Annotated in this window: 17 protein-coding genes and 1 tRNA gene; 5 read left to right on the top strand and 13 right to left on the bottom strand. The window is 39.7% G+C overall.

All coding sequences use genetic code 11. The features are described 5' to 3' along the window. Positions 1-290 precede the first annotated feature (290 nt). From E2R31_RS07165 to cshA, 13 genes are all read right to left on the bottom strand, one after another. The gene (locus E2R31_RS07165; RefSeq protein WP_132973678.1) at positions 291-497 is read right to left on the bottom strand and encodes a hypothetical protein; all 207 of its coding nucleotides are present in this window, start codon (positions 495-497) and stop codon (positions 291-293) included. Positions 498-555: 58 nt separating this feature from the next. Then, positions 556-960: a hypothetical protein gene (locus tag E2R31_RS07160; protein ID WP_000700897.1), complete on the bottom strand. Its 405-nt coding sequence runs from the start codon at positions 958-960 to the stop codon at positions 556-558. A 329-nt stretch (positions 961-1289) separates the two neighbouring features. Continuing rightward, entirely contained in the window at positions 1290-2183 is an 894-nt protein-coding gene (locus E2R31_RS07150; protein WP_132973676.1) for a helix-turn-helix domain-containing protein, read from the bottom strand. A gap of 289 nt (positions 2184-2472) precedes the next feature. Beyond that, complete coding sequence (locus E2R31_RS07145) at positions 2473-3354, bottom strand: class II fructose-bisphosphate aldolase (protein WP_001019005.1); 882 nt, start codon at positions 3352-3354, stop codon at positions 2473-2475. A 139-nt stretch (positions 3355-3493) separates the two neighbouring features. After that, positions 3494-4822 carry a sensor histidine kinase VncS gene (gene vncS, locus E2R31_RS07140; RefSeq protein ID WP_132973674.1) on the bottom strand — a complete coding sequence of 443 codons (1329 nt, stop codon included), beginning with the start codon at positions 4820-4822 and terminating at the stop codon, positions 3494-3496. After that, on the bottom strand, positions 4819-5475 hold the full coding sequence (gene vncR, locus E2R31_RS07135) for a response regulator transcription factor VncR (protein WP_132973672.1): 657 nt from the start codon (positions 5473-5475) through the stop codon (positions 4819-4821). The genes vncS and vncR overlap by 4 nt, the downstream gene beginning before the upstream one ends. Before the next feature lie 247 nt (positions 5476-5722). Then, on the bottom strand, positions 5723-7102 hold the full coding sequence (gene vex3 / locus E2R31_RS07125) for an ABC transporter permease subunit Vex3 (RefSeq protein ID WP_132973670.1): 1380 nt from the start codon (positions 7100-7102) through the stop codon (positions 5723-5725). 50 nt (positions 7103-7152) lie between these two features. Next, positions 7153-7800, bottom strand: coding sequence for an ABC transporter ATP-binding subunit Vex2 (gene vex2 / locus E2R31_RS07120; RefSeq protein ID WP_000173735.1), 648 nt, complete (start codon positions 7798-7800; stop codon positions 7153-7155). Positions 7801-7812: 12 nt separating this feature from the next. Then, on the bottom strand, positions 7813-9090 hold the full coding sequence (locus tag E2R31_RS07115) for an ABC transporter permease (RefSeq protein WP_132973668.1): 1278 nt from the start codon (positions 9088-9090) through the stop codon (positions 7813-7815). A 380-nt stretch (positions 9091-9470) separates the two neighbouring features. Beyond that, positions 9471-9556, bottom strand: a tRNA-Leu gene (locus E2R31_RS07110). A gap of 80 nt (positions 9557-9636) precedes the next feature. Next, positions 9637-10212, bottom strand: a complete 576-nt coding sequence (locus E2R31_RS07105; RefSeq protein WP_132973666.1) for a cysteine hydrolase family protein — start codon at positions 10210-10212, stop codon at positions 9637-9639. Then, the gene (codY, locus tag E2R31_RS07100; RefSeq protein WP_125394844.1) at positions 10212-11000 is read right to left on the bottom strand and encodes a GTP-sensing pleiotropic transcriptional regulator CodY; all 789 of its coding nucleotides are present in this window, start codon (positions 10998-11000) and stop codon (positions 10212-10214) included. The genes E2R31_RS07105 and codY overlap by 1 nt, the downstream gene beginning before the upstream one ends. Positions 11001-11280: 280 nt before the next feature. Continuing rightward, entirely contained in the window at positions 11281-12843 is a 1563-nt protein-coding gene (cshA, locus tag E2R31_RS07095; RefSeq protein WP_132973664.1) for a degradosome RNA helicase CshA, read from the bottom strand. A 348-nt stretch (positions 12844-13191) separates the two neighbouring features. Between cshA and E2R31_RS07090 the strand changes: the two genes are divergently transcribed. The 5 genes from E2R31_RS07090 (at position 13192) to E2R31_RS07070 (ending at position 19493) form a co-directional block, all read left to right on the top strand. Then, a complete protein-coding gene (locus E2R31_RS07090) occupies positions 13192-14508 on the top strand; it encodes an FAD-containing oxidoreductase (protein ID WP_132973662.1) in 1317 nt (438 codons plus the stop codon). 603 nt (positions 14509-15111) lie between these two features. Further along, positions 15112-15867 (top strand): hypothetical protein, encoded by a 756-nt coding sequence (locus tag E2R31_RS07085; protein WP_132973660.1) that lies wholly within the window; start codon positions 15112-15114, stop codon positions 15865-15867. A 290-nt stretch (positions 15868-16157) separates the two neighbouring features. Continuing rightward, complete coding sequence (gene murT, locus E2R31_RS07080) at positions 16158-17501, top strand: lipid II isoglutaminyl synthase subunit MurT (protein WP_132973658.1); 1344 nt, start codon at positions 16158-16160, stop codon at positions 17499-17501. After that, on the top strand, positions 17501-18283 hold the full coding sequence (gene gatD, locus E2R31_RS07075; protein ID WP_132973656.1) for a lipid II isoglutaminyl synthase subunit GatD: 783 nt from the start codon (positions 17501-17503) through the stop codon (positions 18281-18283). The genes murT and gatD overlap by 1 nt, the downstream gene beginning before the upstream one ends. A 127-nt stretch (positions 18284-18410) precedes the next feature. Then, positions 18411-19493: a M24 family metallopeptidase gene (locus tag E2R31_RS07070; protein ID WP_132973654.1), complete on the top strand. Its 1083-nt coding sequence runs from the start codon at positions 18411-18413 to the stop codon at positions 19491-19493. Positions 19494-19495 lie beyond the last annotated feature (2 nt).

Raw genomic sequence — 19495 nt, 5'->3', positions numbered from 1 at the left:
AACATTGTATTTTTAACTACAAATATCTAAATCCTTACTTTCTACAACTTCTACATTTTATTACTACAGAAGGCTTTATACCAACCTATTATAGCCCAATAAAAAACGGAATGCAAGCGTTTGCCTGAAGATTATGAAATTAGAGATTTTACTCTTAAAATAATAGTTTTAATCAAAAATTCTGGTTTAATCGTTTCCTTAGAACACACAAAAACCTGCACTTAGAGCAGGTTGGTTGATTAAATTAATTAAAAATATATCTAATACAGTAAAGTAAAACTCACAAAAATCTAAAAACCTAAACGTTCTTGATCCCAATTGCCATACTCATCATATCCAAATCCATCAGGATCCATCGCATCAATCCCACATTGTTCTAAAAAATGAAAGCAGTCTTTGCAATAGTAAACTCCATCAATATGATCGCTACCATCCCAATTAAGCTCTCTCTTAGTGAACTCTCCACCACATTCTTCACATGTATATAATTTTGACATATAATTACCTCTCTTTGTCCTTTTTAAATTATGTTTCAATCAAATATAGAGTGTAAAACTACAAGTTATTCTCTTTACGGAATTCCTCTTTTTCTAGTTCTGTTCCTCCTCTTACAAAAGTATTTTCGCCTAGATGATATAAATGTACACAAGGAGATTTTCTTTCATCAGGATAAAAATGATTAATAGCTTGTTCTTCTTGTAGCAGTTCAGAAAAGGTTGAATCATCTAGTGATCTGTCTTGCTCTGTATCTTCCAATTCATTAATCCGTCTTTGATTAAGGCTATTCTTGTTAGTTATCAAACTTAAAATAATTAATATAAATTCAGGATTGTTTACAACAAAATTTAGACATTCCCTCCCACCTTTTGACATACTTTTGCCAACAGATTTTGATACTTTCATGGTAATGTTTAATGCACTATTTGCTTGATCTTTGATTCTTCGCGTATTAATTTTCATTTCTTTCCCACTTTTTTATTTCAATTTTATCTGATTTTTATTGAATTAACTACAATATAGGAGTTAATCAGTCCAATTTTGTATTTTTTGTTTAGTATTTTTGCACATTCTAAAACACTGAAGTCACTAGATTCTATAAAGGATAACTCACTACTTCTATTATCTACAATATACCTAGTTAACAGTCTTTTAAGATATTCTAGTTTTATAATCGATAATAACAATATACAAACCAATATCATAATACAAATAATTATAAAATTCATCATTAAGCTCCTTAATTTTTATTTTTTAATTATATCTTATCAAACAAAATTTGTCGTTCACTTCTACTGAACTTTCTTCAGTTCATCTAAATAATTATATATACGCCCCACATATTTATTTTTCATTAAAGATAAATCGTTCAAGATAGCAAATCCTATTTGTTGATTAATAGCATTATTAAGATTATTATCAACTAAACCTAAAAAGTAACGTAAACACATGAAATAATCACTTAATTGAATTAATTTTTTTTGATATTTTAATTCCTTTATTAATTCCAAAATAGTTTCATTTAAAAGATGGTACTCTGACCGTTCCTTATTGAGTTTATTTAAATTTCTACTTAAGTATATCTCCGAAATAAAACGTTTTAATTCTTTTTTTCTTAAACTTTTATTACTAAATTCAAAACAATCTTGAATACCATCCCATCCCTTTCCAATTCTATTGTAAAAAGCACATAAAAGAAACATACTCACAAGGTTAGCATTAGCTGAAACCGATTCCTCCTTATCAATTAGTTCCATATAAATATAACTTGTTTTATCATAATAGAAATCAAATTCCTCTTGATTATCTCCTCTAATCATACAGATTTTTAAATTCTTTTGACACTCAATTGCCTCAACTAACTTTAAATTTGATTTCTCAGACTCTAAAAGTATAACAGGAAATAAATTCATAAATAATTTTATTAATTCATCGGCACTATTAACATTACAAAAATATTTTATAAAAGAAAACTCGGAAGTTAAATCATCATTCATTAATTGATCAATTGTAACTCCATATCTATTCGAGATTCTATGTAAATTTTCTGACGAAGGAACATTTTCACCACTTTCCCAATTTGCAACAGCACTCTTACTATTTAAATCTAGAGCATAAGCTAAATCTTCTTGAGTTTCACCCATGCTTAATCTTAAACTTTTAATATTGTTTGCCAATTTATTCATTTTATATCACCTACATACTATACTGGAATAAAACAAAGTTTTCAAAATAATGAATTATAGAATATTCTATACAATGTAATTAAAATCAATGATACCAGAATATTTTTATATTCTAACTAAATAAAAACTTGAATTCAATTAATAATACTCATACTATTATTTTATCATAAATTAAAAAATTTCTTAGAATCACATTAAATTCTACCTCCTAAACTTGAAAAATAATTTATTTTCTCCACACCAAAAAACCCACCCAATGGGCAGGTTTTATCTGTATTATTCAGCTAGATTAAGCTTTACCTTCTGAACCGAATACGTCGATACGTTCTTCAACTGATGCTTGGATAGCTTTTACACCATCAGCCAAGAATTTACGTGGGTCGAAGAGTTTTTTCTTGTCGTATTCTGCTTCGTTAGCTTCGTAGTCACGAGCAAATTTACGAGTTGCGTTAGCGAATGCGATTTGGCATTCAGTGTTAACGTTAACTTTCGCAACACCAAGTTTGATAGCTGCTTGGATTTGGTCATCAGGAATACCTGAACCACCATGCAATACGATTGGGAAGCCTGGAACTGCTTCTGTCAATTTTTGCAAGTGATCAAGGTGAAGACCTTTCCAGTTTGCTGGGTAAGGACCGTGGATGTTACCGATACCAGCTGCCAAGAAGTCAATACCAGTTGCAACCATTGCTTTAGCATCTTCGATTGGAGCCAATTCACCATCACCGATGATTCCGTCTTCTTCACCACCGATAGTTCCAACTTCAGCTTCTACTGATACACCATTTGCGTGAGCAAATTCTACAACTTTACGAGCTTTTTCAAGGTTTTCTTCAACTGGAAGGTGTGAACCGTCAAACATAACTGAAGTATAACCAACTTGAATACACTCAAGTGCATCTTCGTAGTGACCGTGGTCAAGGTGGATAGCTACTGGTACAGTGATACCCATTGATTCAACAAGGTTAGCGATCAAGTTGCGAGCAACTTTGTAACCACCCATGTATTTAGCAGCACCCATTGAAGTTTGGATCAAAACTGGAGCTTTTTTAGCTTCTGCTGCACGCAAGATAGCTTGAGTCCACTCAAGGTTGTTTGTGTTAAATCCACCAACTGCATAACCGTTGTCACGAGCTGCTTGGACAAATTTTTCTGCTGAAACGATTGCCATTTGTCAGGCCTCCTATATATTTTTTGGGACATCCCATTTACATTGTTCATTTTATCACTTTTTGATAAAAAAAGCTAGTTTTTCCCATACTTTAGATTGAATTTCTTCCAATCCAATCAATGTAAACCCTTTCTTTCCCTTAGTCTTGCACGACTTTAGGATAACGTATGAAAAAGGTCAAGCGATCATCTTGCATCTCAAAATGATAAGGTAATTTCTCATGTTCTAATAAACTTTTGACCACAAAGAGTCCCATTCCTGAACCCTTGGCCTTGCGACTGGCATTTTCAGAAAAAGACTGGGCCAGTTTTTCTTGTTCTTCAGGACTACAGCTATTCTCGATAAAGAGTTCTCCTTCTCTTTCTCCAATGCGGACCAGGCCACCTGGAGTGGAGTGCTTGATAGCATTACTGATGAGATTAGATAGGATCAACTTCATCACAGATGGATTTATGTAAGCCTGCTGATGGGTTAAGCTAATGTCTACCTGAAGTTCTCTCTCCTTGGCAAGCAAAGCATAATCCTTGACCAGACTTTGTGTCATCTGAAGGAGGTCAACCTCTTCTTTCTCGTCTCGCAATTCCTGAACCGAAGAAAGAGAAAGAATCTGAAGAACGTGGTGACTGAGGTCGTCCACAATCCCCAAGGCAACTCCCAGATAGTGGTCTCTATCCTTATAACGGCCGACATTTTCTTTCATATTTTCGATTAGGATTTTCAAGCTGGCCAGAGGTGTTTTCAATTCATGAGAAGCCCCTCGTAGGAACTCAACCTTCATCTTCTCCAGCTGGAGAATAGCTTCATTCTTGTCATGCAAGTCCGCAATGACAGTCAAGAGATGCTGGTAAAGGCTATTGATTTGTTCCTTGAGATCACCTATCTCATCCTTAGAATCCACGCGCAATCGCACTTGTCCATCCAAATCCATCATCCGACGGGTCACCCGCTTGATTTCCAAGATTGGGGCAACAATGGTTCGAGCGTAGATGTAAGCAACCAAAAGAGAAATCAGAAAGGATGCCAACAAGGTATAGGGAAGAAACTGAAGACTGATTTGCTCTGCTTCCTTTTGCAAATCCATGGAAGACAGAAACTGGAGAGTCATAGTGCTACCATCTTGCGTTTTCACCTCACGCTCCTCGATAAAGAGGGAGGTAGTCTGGCGATCCGTGTCCAGAGGAAGGTTGTCCTTGACTTCTAACTTGTCCTCGGTCATTTCTCCCTTGACGGCCCCCTTGATATCACTAGTCTGGGAATACAAGTCTAATACTTGCTCGATACTTTGCCTATCCTTTCCTTCTAGGGACTGGGAAATGGCTGTCGCTTTCTGACCAATGGTTTCCTGACGATGACTCAGATAAGTTGAGGGAAAGAGAAAATAAATGGCTAAATGAAGACAGACGACCAGAACACTAAAAATTGAGAAGGTATAGATAAAAATCTTTGTAAATAAACCTGTTCGTTTCATTTTCGCTCCAATTTATAACCAACATTGCGCACAGTGAGGATACAATCCAAATCCAGCTTTTTCCGCAGTTCCTTGATATAGACATCAATGACACGGTCAAAGGGGACTTCATCTGTCGCCTTCCAGACAGCATCGATAATCTGAGAACGAGTCAAAGCCCGTCCTTCATTTTTCACCAGATAGTCCAGAATTTCCAACTCTTTGGCATTGATAGCCACTTCTTCTCCTGCTAGGCTTGCACTGTAGCTTTCAAAGTCCACCTTAGTATTCTTATAGGAAAAGGTTCGTCCCGTATCGTAGTAACGCTTGAAAATCGCGTCTACTCTCACTTTTAAGAGGGAGAGGGAAAAGGGTTTTTCCAGATAGCCATCTGCTAGCGAAGCAAAGGCACTCATCTTGTATTCTTCATCCTGAAAGGCGGTCAACATCAAGACAGGAACCTGACTGGTCTTACGAATCTCAGCTAGGACTTCTAGGCCATTCAGCTTGGGCATCTGGATATCCAGTAAAACTAGGGCTACTTCATAGCTGGAAAATTTTTCTAAGGCTTCCTGACCGTCTGCTGCTTCAATGGTTTCATAACCACAATCCGTCAAATAGTCACTGATCCCCTCACGGATCATCTCCTCATCTTCTACAATTAAAATTTTCATAGAAAAACGTTTCACATTCCTTTAAATTTCTTGTAAATCATCTCGGTTTCACCCTGAAAGGAAGAGGCCTTATACTCAATGAAAATCAAAGAGCAAACTAGGAAGCTAGCCGCAGGCTGTACTTGAGTACGGCAAGGTGAAGCTGACGTGGTTTGAATTTGATTTTCGAAGAGTATTATCAAGATGAAATAAATAAAAATGCTACCTATATTATACCCCATTTAGGGGAGAATAGGTAGCAAGTTTTTTATTCGCTATCGAGCAAGAGCTCTTTTGGTTGTTTTCTGAGGAGATTGCTTGAGGCAAGCGCCATAACGAGAATCACTAGAACCAAAGCAAGGACAAAGACGATGATAAAGTCTGATGTCTGAATGGAAATGTCTAGGCTCGACAAGGTCTTACTAAAGCCATCTACTTCAGCACCACCACCAAGATTAGAGGCTTGAGCAGCCTTGCTGGCTTGCTTGGCAACACCTGAAGTGACATTGGCAAGAACAGTATTTCCGATTGCTCGAGCTGTGTAGTTGGCTAGGAAGTAAGCCGAAACGAGAGCAGGGATGGCGATCAGGATAGATTCGGTGATAAATTGCCCCAAGATACTTGCCTGCTTGAGACCGATAGAGAGGAGAATTCCCACTTCCTTGCGGCGAGCGTTAATCCAAAGACTAAGCAAGAGTGCAAGGAGAAGAACTGAGAAGCTCAAGCTACCCCAGAAGAGGAGGTTGGCCATCTTGTACATACCAGAGATGGATTGCTCTAGAGCTGGGTAGTTAGAGGAGCTCTTCACAAGTGTGTAGCTCTTCCAGTTGATACCGCTGATACCATTCAACTCTTTCATGACGTCATCCAAGTTCTTGTCCGCTGTTACAAAGAAGGTTGCGTCCCCATAAATAGCTGTGTCTTCTGTGTATCCATAAAGTTTTGCAGCTGTGTGAATGTCTGTGATAGCTGTATTTTCATAGAGTTCTTGTGAGTAGGTTACTGCTGACTTATTGTGACCATCAAAGAGCCCCTTGATTGTCACTTCGACTGTTTCCTTGGCTCCTTTTTCATTGTCTGCATCATAGACATTAGAGTCCAATTTGACCTTATCTCCAACTTTCCAGCCGTGTTTGGCTGCCAAGTCCTTGTGCATGAGAATCTTGTCTTTGTCATCGTTGGTTAGGTGCTCACCTTCAACCAGCTTATATGATCCAGAGACAAACTTATCTTCTTTAGAGGAGTCATTGACACCTGTTATCATCAAACTGCTGCCAAACCGTTTGGCACGGTCTGCAGTGAGATTTTTCTTGGTTTCTGGAGTTTCGATGAGGTCATATCCAGTCAAATCTCCGATAGCGTTGATGCGTTTAACATAAGACTCGATGGCCTTATTTTCAGTGATTTTTTTGATATCCTCACCCTTGATATTCCCAGCACCACGTGGCGTTCCTTGATTGACGCGACGATTGATTTGCATGGAGAAACTATTGGTAATATTTTTAAAAGTCTCCTGAGAAGCCTTGGCAGTAGCTCCCTTGATCGACAAGCCGACCAAACTCAAGCTCGCCATGAGGAGAATAATCAGGAAGATAACAATCGATTTGAAAAACTTCCTTGTAACATAGGCAAATGCGTTGTGTAACATAGGTTCCCTTTCTAGATTTGATTTTATAATTCTATCAAAACAAGCTCATCTTATTTTGTAGTATTGCGAGTTTCAGTCAGTTTCTTATCCTTCAACTCAAGTGTAATATCTGATGCTTGTGCCACTTCTTTACTGTGGGTGACGACAATCACACATTTACCTGTTTTCTCGGCAAGTGATTTGAGCAGTTCGATAATATCTCCAGCGGTTTTAGGATCCAGATTTCCTGTTGGCTCATCAGCTAGAATAACTGGAGCTTCTGATACCAAACTGCGAGCGATGGCTACACGTTGCTGTTGCCCACCTGATAACTGGAGAACATTCCGCTTGATCTGGCTTTCATCCAAACCAAGCTCAAGCAAGGTATCCTTACTTGCCTTTTTGTTGACCAAGCGGATATTTTCCAGCGGAGAAAGGTAATCAATCAAATTATAATTTTGAAAGACCAGGGAAATATGGTGCATGCGATGGTAAGAATATCCCTTATTTCGAATGTCCTCTCCTTGGAAAAGGATAGAACCTTCGACAGGACTATCTAGACCAGCCAGTAGGGACAAGAGAGTGGATTTCCCTGCTCCTGACTCACCAATGATACTATAAAATTTTCCGGGTTCAAAATTATACTTGATCTGATATAAAACTGCCTCAGCAGTGTTCTTATAACGGTAGGTAACATCTTGCAATTGTAATAAAGTCATGATTTCTCCTTCTTAACTAATAGATGATAAAATTTCTTTCGGCGATTTTCTAAATAAGAATAGGAAACAAAGGGCTACAGACAAGCAACCAATCAGTAGCAGAAAAATATAAGATTCTGCAAAGGATAGGAGACTGGTTGATAGACCGCTTGCTTTGGCCAGCGTGTCCTGTAAGGTTGCCTGATCTCCACTGGCTAGTACAGTTTGGAGCAGATAGGATGTGATGGCGTTTCCTGCAACAAATGCTGGAAGCAAAGCTCCAAGAGATACCAAAACTACCTCTAAACAGAACTGTAGGAAGATCGAGCTCTTGCCTTTTCCAAGTGCGAGTAAAATCCCCACTTCGTAGACTCTTTCTCTCAACCAGAGAGACAAGACCAAAATCAAAGCTCCTGTTCCAGCTATCAACATCCCATAAAGGAAGATGGTGAGGAAGGTTTGGAAGGTTGCAACTGAGTCTTTGATTTGTTCAAAGGCTTTGTTTTCCTTCTCAACTTGGTAACCTTGACTTTCTAAAGCCAAGTTTTCCACCTGCTTCATGAGTCCGTCCATTTCCTTAGGATTTTCTACATAGAAGCGCGCTGCACTGACTTGCGGTTCACTATTTCCCAGAAGCGTTTGGCTGCTTTCATAGTCTGTAAAGACCTGGTTTTCACTGAAGTCAGAAGACAAGCCTGTGAACTTTTCTTGTTTTTTACCAGAAAAGATGCCGACAATCTCAAACTCTACTGTTTGCCCTTTTCCAGCTTCGGACTGACCAGCATCCAAGCCAATCTTGTCATGAAGCGAAAGACCGTTCTTCTTAGCCAACTCTTCGTGAATAAGGATTTTCTTAGAGTCTCCTTTTTGAAGGTGTCGCCCTTCTTTTAGATTGAAAGCCGAACTGGTAAAGGTGACATCCTTGGATGAATCTTCAAGAGCCGTTAAGCTAACCAAGTTCTTGTCCGCTGCTGACAAATCATCGCGTTCGACACTCTGCTCACCACTCACCGCTTCCTTGTCTTTCAGTTTTGCGACCGTTTCGAGTTCAGGAGAGACATTTTCCAGTCCCTTAATCTTGCTCACGGATGCTAGGTCAGACAATTTGAAGGTCTGTCCATTTTCTATCTTTTTGATAGAAAAAGATGTATTGAGTGATTTGTAAAGATTGCTTTCTACTGTTTTGTTGGACTTCATCAGAGTCAAACAGGCTGAAATTCCTGCCAAAAGGACAAATAAAATCAGAAATAAAATAAAACTTCTCAGTCGTTTTCTGCTGACATAAGCCCAAGCTCTTTGGATTGGATTCATTTGTCACCTCCATATTTGTAAGACTATTATAAAATCCAAATATGAAATGTTTATGAAATCGAAAAATTTTTTTGAAAAAAACAAAAAAGCTAGCGAACGCTAACTTTTCTCATATAGAATGCATTTTATCAATCAAAAATATACTCCATTTTATAAATGCTGGCACCGTCTTTCAGCTTAGTATTTTCCCATCTCCTAAGTTCTTCATTTTCTGACTTGTGTCTGAGAAAATTCTGAACAAGACCAAATGGAAAAAAACGGTTCAAACTTTCTCATAAAATAATAGTTCTTGATGCCCAATACCTTCCGATATCCAAAATGCGTCCTCTAGCCTTCTTTTTAAAAATAAAAAGAGCTAGCCAAAGCTAACTCTTATCCTATGCGGAGAGAGGGACTTGAACCCTCACGACCTAAAGCGGTCACAGGATCCTTAGTCCTGCGCGTCTGCCAATTCCGCCATCCCCGCGTCGATTACTTTACTAGTATATCAACTTTCAAAATCTTTGTCAACACTTTTTTCAGATTTTTTTCATTTTTCCAAGGGAATCATTCTTTAATTTCATCAAGATTTTCATCCAACAATTTGGCTCCCAGAGTATTCTTAAAATGTCCAAGAGCAAACTGATGATTTTCTGGCCAGATGGAAGCAACCGCAGGCTTGACAACCTCGATTTGATAACCTAAATTATAAGCATCAATAGCCGTATGGAGAACACAAATATCTGTCAAAACACCAGTTAAGATGACTGTATCAACTCGACGTTCTCGCAAGCGGATATCTAGGTCCGTACCTGAAAATGCTGAATAGTGACGCTTGTCCATCCAAAAGACACGACTATCAGAAGCATGGGCTTGGTAAAAATCTGCTAGTTCTCCATACAAGTTGCGACCACTAGTTCCAATGATGTTGTGAGGTGGGAAAAGTTTACTCTCAGGATGAAAATCATCCCCTTCCTCATGAGCATCAATGGTAAAAAAGACATAGTATCCACGATCAAAAGCCAGTCTGGTCACCTGATCAATCGCCTCTGATATGGCTTGAGCAGGAGCACCTGCTGTCAATTTTCCCTGATCTGCTACAAAATCCTCTGTATAGTCAATCGAGATTAAAGCCTTTGTCATTAGTAGTCCCTCTTTTTCACTTCCTCAAAGATATCTGAAATCAATACTTTGAGATAGGTTCCCTTCATTCCTAGTGAACGACTCTCAATAATTCCCGCTGATTCCAGTTTACGAAGCGCATTGACAATCACTGAGCGCGTAATGCCAATACGGTCTGCAATAACTGATGCCGTCAGCTGCCCTTCATTTCCATCCAATTCAGCTAAAATAGCTGATACGGCACGAAGTTCTGAATAGGAAAGGGTGTTGACCGCCATGGTAACAGCCGTACGACGGCGAATATTCTTCTCATCTTCTTCACGTTGGAAGTTCAAGAGTTGAATCCCCACAACCGTGCTCGCAATCTCAACAAGAATCAAATCCTCATCTTCAAATTTCTTATCATTACGCCAAATGATCAACGAACCTAGGCGAATCCCTGATACATGAATGGGAGCAATGGTTGTCAAACCATCTGGAAAGTCCGCACGGCTCTCTACAGGGAAAATGGTCAAATCATGTTCAACAGGAAGATTGGCCTCCGTATCATAGATCATGTTTGCCCCTTGAACATAGTCATCTGGGAAAGTCTTGGTTTGGAAAAACTGCTCTACACGGTCTGTATTAGTTTTATAGCGCATAAAGTAGCCCAAAAGACGACCCTTGCTATTGACAATACAGGCATTGCAATCAATAATGTCTGCTAGTTGACGTGTAATGGCATTGTATGGAAGTTCATCCTGCATTTGCTCTTCTGAGCGTTTTAAAATTGATGTAATTTTTCTTGTTTTTTCTAATAAATGTGCCATTTTTCACCTCGCATATAATCGCTTCCATTATAACATAGAAAAGTCTTTATTTCAATAATTATCTGAAAATTGCTTATTGAATTGCAATTTTTAAAAGCAAAAATATTTTATAAAAATAGCAATTTTTTATTGACATTCTGTTCCGGTTTTTATATAATAACATTATAAGAAGATGGATTAAAGTTCCCCTTCCCATCTCACCTTTCCTTTACTTTTATACATCTTCTTTTACTATCGGTCTCCTTATATAAAAAAGCGATTCATTTTGAACCGCTTTTTCTTATTTATCGCCCTTGTTACGAATAACAAAGCCGGTTTTCTTTTCGCTTGAAGTGTTGCGAGGTTTTTTATTGTCTTTATTACGGTAACGTCTGTCTTTATCAAAACGATCGTTCCCACGACTGCCTTTCTTGAAATCATCACGGCGACCATTACCACGGCGATCACGATCTCGACGGTCTCCTCGACCTCCCTTACCTTTGCCACCAAAGCCATTACCTGATGGTTTAAATGGCAGTGGTTTTTCACGCGCGATCTCAACCTCTGGTAGGCTGTCTGGATCTTGGACTGTCAGGCTCAAGATATACATAGCCAATTCTTCTGGACTAAATTCAGCAGCCAACTTACGAGCGTCTTTAGTAAATTTCTCAAAGTTCCCACGAATTGCTTCGTCTGCGAAGTCTCGTTCGATTTTCTTGAGCGCTACTTGTTTCTTAGCTTGGAAGGCTTCTTCTGCTGTCGCTGGTTTCAAGCCTTTCATGCGTTTCTTAGTCAAGTTTTCGATGATTTGAAGGTAACCCATTTCATTTGGAGAAACAAAGGTAATAGATTGACCTGACTTACCAGCACGACCTGTACGACCGATACGGTGAACGTAACTTTCAGGATCTTGTGGAATATCGTAGTTATAGACATGGGTCACACCTGAGATATCCAAACCACGCGCAGCAACGTCTGTCGCAACCAGTACATCAAGATTGCCATTTTTAAAATCACGAAGGACACGAAGACGTTTGTTTTGGTCCAAATCCCCGTGAATGCCTTCTGCACGGAAGCCACGGATTTTAAGTCCACGAGTCAATTCATCCACACGGCGTTTGGTACGACCAAATACGATAGCAAGTTCTGGTTGTTCTACATCCATGAGACGGGTCATGGTATCGAATTTTTCTTGTTCCTTGACACGGATATAGTACTGGTCCACCAGCTCTGTTGTCAATTCTTTGGCAGCAATCTTCACATGCTCAGGTTCTTTCATAAACTGAACACCGATACGTTTGATAGCATCTGGCATGGTTGCTGAAAAGAGTAAGGTTTGACGACTTTCAGGGACACGAGAGATAATAGCTTCGATGTCTTCAAGAAAGCCCATGTTGAGCATTTCGTCCGCTTCATCAAGGATGAGGGTTTCAATATCGTGCAATTTCAAAGCCTTGCGTTTGATCAAGTCCAAGAGGCGACCTGGAGTTCCCACCACGATATGGGCACCCGATTTAAGGGCTTTAATTTGTTTTTCAATGCTTGAACCACCGTAAACTGATCGAACTTTCACTCCCTTGCTACGACCAAAGCGGAAGAGTTCTTCTTGACTTTGAACAGCGAGTTCACGAGTTGGAGCGATGACCAAGGCTTGAATAGTTGCTGCTTCTGTACGGATCTTTTCAAGGGTTGGCAAGCCAAAGGCCGCGGTTTTCCCTGTACCAGTCTGGGCTTGACCGATAACGTCTTTTCCCTCAAGAGCCAATGGAATGGTCTGTTCTTGGATGGGACTTGCTTCTACAAATCCAGCTTTTTCAATCTCTGCTAGCAAATCAGCAGACAAGTTAAATTCATTAAATTTCACGTTTTTCTTCTTTCTAAAGATGGTGCGAAGCCATCCTATAGCGCTTAGTATATACTTTTCTTTTCATGACGTATCTTCTACAAAAAAGAGATACCGTGTTGCTTCTTTTCCACGAAAGAAAAGTACTAGTTTCTTTGCAACCTATCTAGTATAACACAAGAGAGAAGCAAAAGATAGTAGAATCCATTAGGAAAATCATGTAAACGATTTTCTAACAGTAAAGTGGCCTGAAACTGGTTTTTCAAAGGATTTGAAGGGAGCATTTCAAACTCACTCCATTTCCCGTAGCAGATTTGTGCAAAAAGTGTTTTCTTATGCTAGAATTAAATCAAATAGGAGGATTTAAAAATGTTAACATACGATTTAATTGTCATTGGATTTGGTAAAGCCGGTAAGACTTTGGCTGCTAAGATGAATGCGGCTGGAAAAAAAGTTGCTGTCATCGAGCGCAGTAAAGCGATGTATGGTGGTACTTGCATTAATATTGCTTGTATCCCAACCAAGACTATGATTGTAGTGGCTGAAAAGGGCTGGTCATTTGACGATACCATGAAAGAGCGTGGTGCAGTGACTGATCGTCTTAACGCTAAGAATTATAAAATGTTGTCCGATAATGGCGTTGATGTCATTGATGCAGAGGCACATTTCGTGTCAAATAAGGTGATCGAGATCCAGGCTGGTGACGAAAAACAAGAAATGACTGCTGAAACCATCGTTATCAACACTGGTGCTGTTTCAAACGTCTTGCCAATCCCTGGACTTGCTACAAGTAAGAATGTCTTTGACTCGACTGGTATTCAAAACTTGGACAAATTGCCTGAAAAACTTGGAGTCCTTGGTGGCGGAAACATCGGTCTTGAATTTGCTGGTCTTTACAACAAACTTGGAAGCAAGGTTACCGTCCTAGATGCCTTGGATACTTTCCTTCCTCGTGCAGAACCTTCCATCGCAGCTCTTGCTAAACAATACATGGAAGAAGACGGCATTGAATTGCTTCAAAACATCCGTACTACTGAAATCAAAAACGACGGTGACCAAGTCCTTGTCGTAACTGAAAACGAAACTTACCGCTTCGATGCCCTTCTCTACGCAACTGGACGTAAACCGAATGTAGAACCACTTCAACTTGAAAATACAGATATTGAACTAACTGAACGTGGTGCTATTAAAGTAGACAAACATTGTCAAACAAACGTTCCTGGTGTCTTCGCAGTTGGAGACGTCAACGGTGGACCTCAATTTACCTACATCTCACTTGATGACTTCCGTGTTGTCTACAGCTACCTTGCTGGAGATGGCAGCTACACTCTTGAAGACCGTCTCAATGTGCCAAACACCATGTTCATCACACCTGCACTTTCACAAGTTGGTTTGACGGAAAGCCAAGCAGCTAATTTGAAACTTCCATACGCAGTGAAGGAAATTCCTGTTGCTGCCATGCCTCGTGGTCACGTAAACGGAGACCTTCGTGGAGCCTTCAAAGCTGTTGTCAATACTGAAACAAAAGAAATTCTTGGAGCAACTATCTTCTCAGAAGGTTCTCAAGAAATCATCAACATTATCACTGTTGCCATGGACAACAAGATTCCTTACACTTACTTCACAAAACAAATCTTCACTCACCCAACCTTGGCTGAGAACTTGAATGACTTGTTTGCGATTTAAGTTGAGACTTCTTGGTATCTCACAGCCCTCATCGGGCTGTTTTTGTTTCTGCGAAATCTCAAATCTGTCTTTTCCCTCTTTTATGATATAATATCCAAACTTTACTTAGCAGTCCTAATTATATATTGAGTCTCAGGTCACTCTTTCAAATATCAGCAATACATATGACTTTGAATAACTCGCTTCAGCTCATCGTTTTATGGGTAATTTAAAAAGTATATTTTGCAATGATTGTTTCATGCCTAATTAGTAAATTATCCACTCTTTGCGCGGGTCGTATGTGTATTTTCATCGTTTGTGGAAAGGTTTTACCGTTTGCAAATTGATGGCTAAGTCGATATATTTTTTCTTCTCAAATATTTTCCAAATCATTTAATCTTTTTAAAGATAAGAATCACTTTCTAATCAATCAAAGGATACTTCAAATTTCTTCATTCTTGATAATATGAGCAATACTCTGCAAAATGTTTAAACTTTATCATTGTAAAAAATATCGAAAGAAATCCCATATTACATTAGTATATATTTGGTATGGGATGAAATTGACTTTCGAAAACATTAACTATATAATGTCTGTAAACAAGAAATAATGAGGTAACGATTATGAATAAAACAGAATTACTGTTACAAAGACTAGATGATATTGGTCAGTCTCTAAAAGATTCTAGACAAGCACTAGCTTTGCTGGCACTTGGTTCTTGCGGAGTAGAAAGAGACCGATTGGATCAATACTCAGATTTGGATTTTTTTGTTATTGTAAAAGATGGCTACAAGCAGGCCTATATACAGGATCTAACTTGGTTAAGTAATCTAGAACCAATTGCATTTCACTACCAAAATACAGTGGACGGACATAAAGTTCTATTTGAAGATGATGTTTTTTGTGAATTTGCTGTCTTTGAAGCTCATGAACTAGTAAACATTCCCTTCGCTGAAGGCAAGATTATCTGGAAGGAGGTCGGTTTTGATGGAACAATCTGCCGGCCACAAAGATTGCCATCAAAAGAAAATAGAGACCGTGAATGGCTGTTGGGAGAAATTTTATGCAATCTATATATAGGACTAGGTCGCTATCAACGAGGCGAAAAATTGGCTGCTTATGATTTCATCCAAAACAGATCCGTCAAGCTTTGGACCGAACTAATCAATTTGGAAAAAACTTCTAAATCTGATTTTATAGATATTTTTAACAGCAATAGAAGATTTGAAAAAAGTTATCCAAATGAGGCCAAACAATTGCCTCACTTCTTGCAAGGTTACGAACGAATTTTTGAATCTGCTCAGGCACTCCTAGAATATCTTGATAAACACTATCCTCTTAACGCATTTATAAAAGAAAAAATTCGTAATTTATTATAAAAGAGACTTTCCCAAAAATAATCTAAATCCCAAAGGTTAGATATCTTTGTCAACTGTAGTAGATTAATGAAATTTTAAAATCTGTAGAGGATAATTGATGTCCTCTACTTTTTTATGTTCAGAGTGAGAAAGATTCATTTCTTAAAGTTACCAAAGTTAAAAAATCCAAAGGTTGGTATTTGATTGGTTTAATTAGAGCCTAAAAAGCGCCTTTGAGGTTACTTTTTTAGTTGATCGTAGAGGTTACTTTAGTTATTGGACTGCTGGGCGCAGTATGATATAATAGAAACATGAAATTAAAAACTACTTTGGGCCTTCTTGCTGGGCGTTCATCTCACTTCATCTTGAGCCGTCTTGGCCGTGGAAGTACGCTCCCAGGAAAACTCGCCCTTCAATTTGATAAAGATATTTTACAAAATCTAGCTAAGAACTACGAGATTGTCGTGGTCACTGGAACCAACGGAAAAACCCTGACAACTGCCCTCACTGTCGGCATTTTAAAAGAGGTTTATGGTCAGGTTCTGACCAATCCAAGTGGTGCCAACATGATCACAGGGATAACGACAACCTTCTTGACTGCCAAATCGTCTAAAACTGGGAAAAACATTGCCGTTCTCGAAATCGACGAGGCCAGTCTTTCTCGTATCTGTGACTATATCCATCCTAGCCTTTTTGTTATCACTAATATTTTCCGTGACCAGATGGACCGCTATGGTGAGATTTACACAACTTATAAGATGATTTTGGATGCCATTCGTAAGGTGCCTACGGCTACTGTTCTTCTAAATGGTGATAGCCCCCTATTCTACAAGCCAGCTATTCCAAATCCTGTAGAGTATTTTGGTTTTGACTTGGAGAAAGGGCCAGCCCAACTTGCTCACTACAATACTGAAGGTATTCTCTGCCCTGACTGTCAAGGCATCCTCAAATATGAGCACAATACCTATGCCAACTTGGGGGCCTATATCTGCGAAAATTGTGGCTGCAAACGTCCTGACTTGGACTACCGTCTGACAGAACTGGTTGAGTTGACCAACAATCGCTCTCGCTTTGTCATTGACGGCCAAGAATACGGCATCCAAATCGGTGGACTCTATAATATCTACAATGCCCTTGCTGCGGTTGCTATTGCCCGTTTCCTCGGTGCTGATTCACAACTGATCAAGCAAGGATTTGACAAGAGCCGTGCTGTCTTTGGACGCCAGGAGACCTTCCATATCGGTGATAAGGAATGTACTCTTGTCTTGATTAAGAATCCAGTCGGTGCTACCCAAGCTATCGAGATGATCAAACTAGCTCCTTATCCATTTAGCCTATCTGTCCTTCTCAACGCCAACTATGCTGATGGGATTGATACTAGCTGGATTTGGGATGCTGACTTTGAACAAATCACTGACATGGACATTCCTGAAATCAACGCTGGCGGTGTTCGTCATTCTGAAATCGCTCGTCGTCTACGGGTAACGGGCTACCCAGCTGATAAAATCACTGAGACAAGTAGTCTGGAACAAGTTCTCAAGACCATTGAGAACCAAGATTGTAAGCATGCCTATATCCTAGCAACCTATACTGCTATGCTTGAATTCCGCGAACTGCTGGCTAGTCGTCAGATTGTTAGAAAGGAGATGAACTGATGGTTTATACTTCACTTTCCTCAAAAGCTGGCAACTACCCTTATCAGCTCAACATCGCCCACCTCTATGGAAACCTTATGAATACCTACGGGGATAATGGAAACATCCTCATGCTCAAGTATGTGGCTGAAAAACTAGGGGCCCATGTGACGGTTGACATCGTTTCACTTCATGATGACTTTGATGAAAATCACTACGACATCGCCTTTTTCGGTGGTGGTCAAGACTTTGAACAAAGTATTATCGCTGGAGACCTTCCTGCTAAAAAAGAAAGCATTGACAACTACATCCAAAACGACGGAGTGGTTCTAGCTATCTGTGGTGGTTTCCAACTATTGGGCCAATATTATGTTGAGGCTTCAGGTAAACGCATCGAAGGGCTCGGTGTCATGGGACATTATACCCTCAACCAAACCAACAACCGCTTTATCGGTGACATCAAGATTCACAATGAAGACTTCGATGAAACCTACTATGGCTTTGAAAATCATCAAGGTCGCACCTTCCTCTCAGATGACCAAAAACCACTGGGACAGGTGGTCTATGGAAATGGAAACAACGAAGAAAAGGTCGGCGAAGGGGTTCATTATAAGAACGTCTTTGGTTCCTACTTCCACGGACCTATCCTCTCTCGTAATGCCAATCTGGCTTATCGCCTCGTCACTACTGCTCTCAAGAAGAAATACGGTCAGGATATCCAACTCCCTGCCTATGAGAACATCCTCAGTCAAGAAATCGCTGAAGAATACAGCGACGTCAAAAGCAAGGCTGACTTTTCTTAAACTAAGGAAAATTATATCAAAGAACTCCCCTATCTTGTCGGAGTTCTTTTTGCCTGTTCTTTTACCCTTCTCCCTTGCATTTTCTCTCTTTTTTTGCCAAAATAGAGGGGTAGAAAGAAGGTAGCATATGTCTAAATTACAACAAATCCTAACATATCTTGAATCAGAAAAACTAGACGTCGCTGTCGTATCTGACCCCGTCACTATCAATTACCTCACTGGCTTTTACAGTGATCCCCATGAACGCCAAATGTTCCTCTTTGTCCTAGCAAATCAGGAACCGCTTCTCTTCGTTCCAGCCCTTGAAGTAGAGCGTGCAACAAGCACTGTTTCCTTCCCAGTTATGGGCTATGTGGACTCTGAAAACCCTTGGAAGAAAATCCAAAATGCCTTGCCACAGTTAGACTTCAGACGTGTGGCAGTCGAGTTTGACAATCTCATCTTAACCAAATACCATGGTTTGAAAACAGTTTTTGAAACTGCTGAGTTTGAAAACCTCACTCCTCGCATCCAACGCATGCGCCTCATCAAATCAGCTGATGAAGTGCAAAAAATGATGGTTGCTGGTCTCTATGCTGATAAGGCGGTTAAAGTTGGTTTTGATAATATTTCTCTTGATAAGACTGAGACAGATATCATTGCCCAAATCGACTTTGCCATGAAGCATGAAGGCTATGAAATGAGCTTTGATACCATGGTCTTGACTGGTGATAACGCTGCAAATCCACACGGTATCCCTGGAGCAAACAAGGTCGAAAAGGATGCCCTTCTCCTCTTTGACCTGGGTGTTATGGTCAATGGCTACGCCTCAGATATGACTCGTACGATCGCTGTCGGCAAACCAGACCAATTCAAAAAAGATATTTACAACTTGACCCTTGAAGCCCAACAAGCTGCCCTTGACTTTATCAATCCAGGTGTGACTGCCCATGAAGTGGACCGCGCCGCCCGTGAAGTCATCGAAAAAGCGGGCTACGGTGAGTACTTCAACCACCGTCTCGGTCACGGTATCGGTATGGATGTCCACGAATTTCCATCTATCATGGAAGGAAACGACATGGTCATCGAAGAAGGCATGTGCTTCTCTGTTGAACCAGGTATCTATATCCCTGGAAAAGTCGGTGTCCGTATCGAAGACTGCGGTGTCGTCACTAAGGATGGCTTTGACCTCTTCACCAGCACCAGCAAAGACTTGCTTTATTTTGATTAATG

The sequence above is a fragment of the Streptococcus downii genome, from assembly GCF_004353325.1.
Classification (GTDB): domain Bacteria; phylum Bacillota; class Bacilli; order Lactobacillales; family Streptococcaceae; genus Streptococcus; species Streptococcus downii.
Note: the sequence above shows the minus strand (reverse complement) of the source record. Positions and strands in the feature narration are given on the sequence as shown.

What these genes read in the sequence shown, in the direction of transcription:
- E2R31_RS07105 (WP_132973666.1), bottom strand. Translation starts at nt 10,212, where the DNA reads ATGACAAAGGCTTTAATCTCGATTGACTATACAGAGGATTTTGTAGCA.
- E2R31_RS07070 (WP_132973654.1), top strand. Translation starts at nt 18,411, where the DNA reads ATGTCTAAATTACAACAAATCCTAACATATCTTGAATCAGAAAAACTA.
- E2R31_RS07165 (WP_132973678.1), bottom strand. Translation starts at nt 497, where the DNA reads ATGTCAAAATTATATACATGTGAAGAATGTGGTGGAGAGTTCACTAAG.
- vncS (WP_132973674.1), bottom strand. Translation starts at nt 4,822, where the DNA reads ATGAAACGAACAGGTTTATTTACAAAGATTTTTATCTATACCTTCTCA.
- vncR (WP_132973672.1), bottom strand. Translation starts at nt 5,475, where the DNA reads ATGAAAATTTTAATTGTAGAAGATGAGGAGATGATCCGTGAGGGGATC.
- E2R31_RS07145 (WP_001019005.1), bottom strand. Translation starts at nt 3,354, where the DNA reads ATGGCAATCGTTTCAGCAGAAAAATTTGTCCAAGCAGCTCGTGACAAC.
- murT (WP_132973658.1), top strand. Translation starts at nt 16,158, where the DNA reads ATGAAATTAAAAACTACTTTGGGCCTTCTTGCTGGGCGTTCATCTCAC.
- E2R31_RS07090 (WP_132973662.1), top strand. Translation starts at nt 13,192, where the DNA reads ATGTTAACATACGATTTAATTGTCATTGGATTTGGTAAAGCCGGTAAG.
- E2R31_RS07150 (WP_132973676.1), bottom strand. Translation starts at nt 2,183, where the DNA reads ATGAATAAATTGGCAAACAATATTAAAAGTTTAAGATTAAGCATGGGT.
- E2R31_RS07160 (WP_000700897.1), bottom strand. Translation starts at nt 960, where the DNA reads ATGAAAATTAATACGCGAAGAATCAAAGATCAAGCAAATAGTGCATTA.
- E2R31_RS07115 (WP_132973668.1), bottom strand. Translation starts at nt 9,090, where the DNA reads ATGAATCCAATCCAAAGAGCTTGGGCTTATGTCAGCAGAAAACGACTG.
- vex3 (WP_132973670.1), bottom strand. Translation starts at nt 7,102, where the DNA reads ATGTTACACAACGCATTTGCCTATGTTACAAGGAAGTTTTTCAAATCG.
- gatD (WP_132973656.1), top strand. Translation starts at nt 17,501, where the DNA reads ATGGTTTATACTTCACTTTCCTCAAAAGCTGGCAACTACCCTTATCAG.
- codY (WP_125394844.1), bottom strand. Translation starts at nt 11,000, where the DNA reads ATGGCACATTTATTAGAAAAAACAAGAAAAATTACATCAATTTTAAAA.
- vex2 (WP_000173735.1), bottom strand. Translation starts at nt 7,800, where the DNA reads ATGACTTTATTACAATTGCAAGATGTTACCTACCGTTATAAGAACACT.
- E2R31_RS07085 (WP_132973660.1), top strand. Translation starts at nt 15,112, where the DNA reads ATGAATAAAACAGAATTACTGTTACAAAGACTAGATGATATTGGTCAG.